3 protein-coding genes, 1 tRNA gene and 1 pseudogene are annotated in these 3,127 nt (G+C 63.8%); 4 read left to right on the forward strand and 1 reads right to left on the reverse strand.

Annotated features, from left to right (window positions below):
- Positions 1-246: pseudogene (locus L0G76_RS15075) on the reverse strand (hypothetical protein); the annotation flags it as partial.
- 223 nt (positions 247-469) lie between these two features.
- On the opposite strand from L0G76_RS15075, the gene L0G76_RS15080 reads away from it, so the two are divergent.
- The 4 genes from L0G76_RS15080 (at position 470) to L0G76_RS15095 (ending at position 3,117) form a co-directional block, all read left to right on the forward strand.
- A tRNA-His gene (locus tag L0G76_RS15080) sits at positions 470-542 on the forward strand.
- Between the two features lie 231 nt (positions 543-773).
- The gene (locus L0G76_RS15085) at positions 774-1,202 is read left to right on the forward strand and encodes an organic hydroperoxide resistance protein (protein ID WP_304357967.1); all 429 of its coding nucleotides are present in this window, start codon (positions 774-776) and stop codon (positions 1,200-1,202) included.
- 131 nt (positions 1,203-1,333) lie between these two features.
- On the forward strand, positions 1,334-2,197 hold the full coding sequence (locus tag L0G76_RS15090; RefSeq protein WP_304357968.1) for a ribokinase: 864 nt from the start codon (positions 1,334-1,336) through the stop codon (positions 2,195-2,197).
- A complete protein-coding gene (locus L0G76_RS15095; protein ID WP_304357969.1) occupies positions 2,194-3,117 on the forward strand; it encodes a dihydrodipicolinate synthase family protein in 924 nt (307 codons plus the stop codon). The genes L0G76_RS15090 and L0G76_RS15095 overlap by 4 nt, the downstream gene beginning before the upstream one ends.
- Positions 3,118-3,127 lie beyond the last annotated feature (10 nt).

Raw genomic sequence — 3,127 nt, forward strand, 5'->3', positions numbered from 1 at the left:
CTCGGGGGGAGTGGGAGGAGCAGAGGATGCCGAAGCGGCGGGGGCGATCTTGCCGGTCTCGTCGAGGACAACGTCGACTTCCTGTTTGCCGTCGTCGATGGTAACGGGCACTTGGGTCGCAGTCTCCCTGGCATAGTCGCCAAGGTAGGTCATGGCCTGTCCGGTGTCGGAGTAGCGACTCGTCGCCCCATTGAGGGTGAGGTAGGTGAACCCGTCTTCAGAGACGGAGATCAGCGCACGAGCCATGTACAGGGTTCCTTGAGCAGTATCGACGATGGGACCGAGACAATACTATTGAATATGATCAGGTGCTCCTACCGTTTTACCGAAACCGTTATACATCGCTACTGAATCGTTGCACGTCAGGAGATCTGTGTCTCATTGTGCACCATAAGTGCTGAGAGTTTGCCCGGGTGCCTGAGTGAGGTTAGGATGTATCTTGCTGTCTGCACCTGGTGCAGCGCATGTGGTGGGTATAGCTCAGCTGGTAGAGCGCCGCGTTGTGGTCGCGGATGTCGCGGGTTCAAGTCCCGTTACTCACCCCGAACCGAGAGGCCCCGGAATCCGAGAGAATAAGGACTCCGGGGCCTCTCGCATTCCCGCTCGGCTTTCTTCACATCGGTTCCGCCTCGCTGAACCCATTTCTCTTTCAGCTGATCAGGAACCCGCAGGTCTGGACTTCTGTCGGTGAAGTGACAATACTCGGTCGCAGGTGCCTTCCTCGTGAAGGACCCGATCTGTGAGATCACGATTCGACGAACAGGAGACGTGCTATGAACACCCCAGAGAGCATTGCCTACACCGCCAAGGCCGAAATCACGGGAGGCCGTGACGGGCACGGAGCCACGGACGACAAAGCACTCGACGTCGACCTGCGCAGCCCCGAAGAGATGGGCGGGCCCGGTGGAGGGACCAATCCGGAGCAGCTCTTCGCCGTCGGCTACGGTGCCTGCTTCCAAGGTGCAATGGGCCTGGCCGGCAAGGAGCTCAAGGTCGACACCTCGAAGTCCGTCGTCAACTCCGAGGTCGGAATCGGCAAGGAGGGCGAGAGCTTCGGCATCAGCGTCAAGCTCACAGTGACCATCCCGGGCGTCGATCAGGACACCGCGCAGAAAGTCGTCGACCGCACCCACGAACTGTGCCCCTACTCGAAGGCCACACGCGGAAACATCCCGGTCGAGCTCGTCGCCATCGGCGCCTGACTCGTCAACCGCGGCTAGTGGTGTCTACATCACCACGACATGTCGGCACCCGAGACTCATCTCGGGTGCCGACATCAGTTGCGGGGCGCGAGGGCGGCCCCAAGGCAAGCTTGGACTGACGGGAGGAGCCCATGGCCGTTGACCTCGACCTCACCGTCGTCGGCAGCATCAACGCCGATATCACCGCCGTCACCCATCGCCTGCCCGCTGCCGGTGAAACCGTCGGCGGGGGCCGGCTCGTCCGCAGCCCGGGCGGCAAGGGCGCCAATCAGGCGGCGACCGCGGCGCGATTGGGCGCGCGGACCAGAATGATCGGCGCCGTCGGCTCCGATGCCTCCGGTACGGCGATGAAACAGGCGCTGCAACGAGCCGGTGTCGGACTCGATGATGTCGCCACCGTCGGTTCAGAGACAGGGACGGCCCTCATCATGGTCGATGCCGACGGAGAGAATCAGATCGCGGTCTGCGAGGGCGCGAACGCGCATGTGAGCATCGCCGACTGCGAATTCCAGGCACACGAGACAGTGCTCACTCAGCTTGAGGTTTCCCTCGATCTGATCACAGAACTGTCACATGCCGTCCACGGTCGATTCGTCATCAACGCCGCCCCCGCACTGCCTCTGCCCGCCGAGGTGGTCGATCGAGCCGATCTCATCATCGTCAACGAAACCGAATACGATCTGCTCCCGCAGCTGCACGAGGCGAAGCTCGTGGCGATCACCTATGGCCCGAAAGGGTCGGCCCTGTACGAACACGGTCGGCGGGTGGCCTTCGCGAAGGCTCTGCCGCGCCAACCGGTCAGCACCGTCGGCGCCGGGGACGCGTTCTGCGCGGGCCTCACGATCGCTCTGGCTTCGGGATGCTCCCGGCAACGATCGCTGGCGGTGGCCAATGCCGTCGGTGCCGACGCAGTGATGGTCCCCGACGCTCAACCCGATTTCCACACACTCGAGCACTACCTGCGCTCGACAGCTTCCACAGAAACTGAGACATGACAGACCCGACCAGCACTTCCCGTACATTGTTCACCGGTCTGAGCGCGTTCCCGCTGACCCCGATCCGTGACGAGGAGGTCGACGAGGCTGCATATGCGGGCCTGATCGAGCGTCTCGTCGCAGCCGGTGTCGATTCGATCACCGCACTGGGGTCGACGGGATCGTATGTCTACCTCAGCACGGACGAACGAGCCCGAGTCGCGCAGCTGACCGTCGACCATGCTGCCGGGACTCCCGTGTTCGTCGGGGTCGGCGCCCTGCGCACGCGGGAGGTGCTGGCCAACGTGCGTGCGGCTGAAGCTGCGGGTGCCCAGGGGCTCCTGCTCGCACCCGTGAGCTACCAGCCGCTGACCGAGGGCGATGTGTTCGAACTCTTCCGCACGGTCACCTCGGCAACCGATCTTCCCATCGTCGTCTACGACAATCCCGGAACCACGCATTTCACCTTCACCACCGATCTCTACGCCCGCCTGGCCGAGCTGGACGGTGTGGCCTCGATCAAAATCCCCGGGGTTCCTCTGTCGCCGCCGGAATGTGCTGCGCACGTCGAGCGAATCCGCGTCGCCACCGGCAACCGGGTGACGATCGGGATCTCCGGCGACGCGTTCGGGGCGGCAGGACTCAACGCCGGCTGCGACGCCTGGTACACGGCAGTCGGCGGCACTCTCCCGACCCCGATGCTCACCATCACCCGGGCCGCCCTCAACGGTGAGACCGCGCGAGCCTCGGAACTCTCCGCCGATCTCCAACCGCTGTGGGATCTCTTCGCGGAATTCGGCGGCAGCCTTCGAGTCGCCGCCGCGATTGCAGAACACCTCGAACTCGTCGCCGCGCCATCGTTGCCTCTGCCGATCCTCGGCCTCAGCGTTGCTCAGAAGCGACGAGTCGCCGAGGTGGTCGAGGCCCTCGACCTTCACTGACCGAGAGCAC

It is taken from the genome of Brevibacterium picturae (genome assembly GCF_030453725.1).
In the GTDB taxonomy this organism is placed as follows: domain Bacteria; phylum Actinomycetota; class Actinomycetes; order Actinomycetales; family Brevibacteriaceae; genus Brevibacterium; species Brevibacterium sandarakinum_A.

What these genes read in the sequence shown, in the direction of transcription:
- L0G76_RS15085 (WP_304357967.1), top strand. Translation starts at nt 774, where the DNA reads ATGAACACCCCAGAGAGCATTGCCTACACCGCCAAGGCCGAAATCACG.
- L0G76_RS15090 (WP_304357968.1), top strand. Translation starts at nt 1,334, where the DNA reads ATGGCCGTTGACCTCGACCTCACCGTCGTCGGCAGCATCAACGCCGAT.
- L0G76_RS15095 (WP_304357969.1), top strand. Translation starts at nt 2,194, where the DNA reads ATGACAGACCCGACCAGCACTTCCCGTACATTGTTCACCGGTCTGAGC.